This window comes from Pseudonocardia pini, from assembly GCF_013870575.1.
Taxonomy (GTDB): domain Bacteria; phylum Actinomycetota; class Actinomycetes; order Mycobacteriales; family Pseudonocardiaceae; genus Pseudonocardia; species Pseudonocardia pini.
Genome location: NZ_JACBXB010001081.1, coordinates 1 through 1,396 on the forward strand (window position 1 = coordinate 1; position 1,396 = coordinate 1,396).

The window sequence follows — 1,396 nt, forward strand, 5'->3', positions numbered from 1 at the left end:
CGGGCACGGGCTGCTCGAGGTGGTCGACGATCCGGCCCGCGCCGCGGCCGCGTTGGCCGCCGTCGCGGCCCCCGGTGCCGCGGTCTCCGTGCTCGCCGAGAGCAGGCACGCCGCCGTGCTCTGGCACGTCCTCGCCGGTCGGCTGGACGAGGCCCGCGCCGTGCTCACCGACCCGGACGGCCGTTACGGGCCCGACGACGTCCTCCGCCGCAGGCTCGACGCCCCCGGCATCGGGGAGCTCCTGGAGGGCACCGGCAGGCTGCGCGTCGAGCTCGTCCAGGGCGACGGCGTGCTGGAGGCCTGGCTGCCGAACGCGGTGCGCGAGGGCGGTCCCGCCGCCGTGCGCAGCGCCGCGGAGCTCGAGGAGCTGGCCGCCGGGGTGCCCGCACTGCGCGAGATCGCGGCCCGGCTGCACGTCCTCGCCCGCGTCGAGGCGTGACGTCGATCACCTTTCAGACATTCAGGACGGCCGTTGGAAGATCGGTACGACCCGGATGTGACCTCTGGGTAGTGGGCTGGGCCTTTGCCTCGTATCCTCATCACCAGAGGCCCTCCCTGGGCGCTCGTTCCGCCACCGCAGGGCACCCTGGTGGGGGGACATCCCGTGACCGTTGTGCCGGAGGACGTCATGCCCCTCTCCGAGCACGAGCAGCACATGCTCGAACAGATCGAGCGTGCTCTCTACGCCGAGGACCCCAAGTTCGCCTCTACCGTGCGCGGCTCCAAGCTGCGCAAGCCGAGCCGCCGCCGTCGGCTCCAGGGCATCGCGCTGTTCGCGGTGGGTCTGGTGCTGCTGGTCGTCGGGGTGGCGGTCGCCCCGCTGCGTGATCTCGTCGGAGCCGTACCCATCGTGAGCGTGGTCGGCTTCCTGGCCATGCTCGGCGGGACGATGCTGGCCATCAGTTCCCGTGGTGCCGGCGGCAAGGGCGGCTCCGCCCCCGCCGGCGACAAGCAGGCCGAGCCGGATCGCAACCGGTTCACCGGCCGCATGGAGGAGCGCTTCCGCCGCCGCTTCGAGCAGGAGTGAGCTGACGCGAGCAACCGTCGGAGCCGCGGCCCTGTGCCGCGGCTCCGACGTATGCGTGCTCTCCCTCCGCTTTCGGTGAGGTGCACCGAAGCGGTCAGCCGGTGGGGACCCGCCGGTCGCGGACCTGGGTGAGCAGGGAGCGGGGGAGCAGCCGTGCGGCCCACCCGCGCCTGCCCGATCCCGCGACCGCACCCAGGACGTCGTCGAGCGGGCGGCGGAGCGCGCCCTCGGGCGGCGGCTCCTCGCCGTACCACTCGGCCTCGACCAGCTGCACGACCTCGCGGAGCGAGTCCTGCGTCCGCTCGTCGAGGTCGTGGGTCCGAACGAGGTCGCGGGCGCTGCTCCGGACGGTGTCCGCCTCCGAGGGGG

At 73.8% G+C, this 1,396-nt stretch carries 2 protein-coding genes and 1 pseudogene; 2 read left to right on the top strand and 1 reads right to left on the bottom strand.

Annotated elements, in window-relative coordinates; genetic code table 11:
- Window positions 1-439, top strand: a pseudogene (locus H5J29_RS32690) (SAM-dependent methyltransferase); the annotation flags it as partial.
- A gap of 189 nt (window positions 440-628) precedes the next feature.
- On the top strand, window positions 629-1,027 hold the full coding sequence (locus tag H5J29_RS32695; protein ID WP_181784758.1) for an SCO2097 family morphological protein: 399 nt from the start codon (window positions 629-631) through the stop codon (window positions 1,025-1,027).
- Between the two features lie 94 nt (window positions 1,028-1,121).
- On the opposite strand, the gene H5J29_RS32700 is transcribed toward H5J29_RS32695, so the two are convergent.
- On the bottom strand, window positions 1,122-1,396 hold a 275-nt coding region (locus tag H5J29_RS32700), incomplete at its 5' end, for a hypothetical protein (RefSeq protein WP_376768600.1).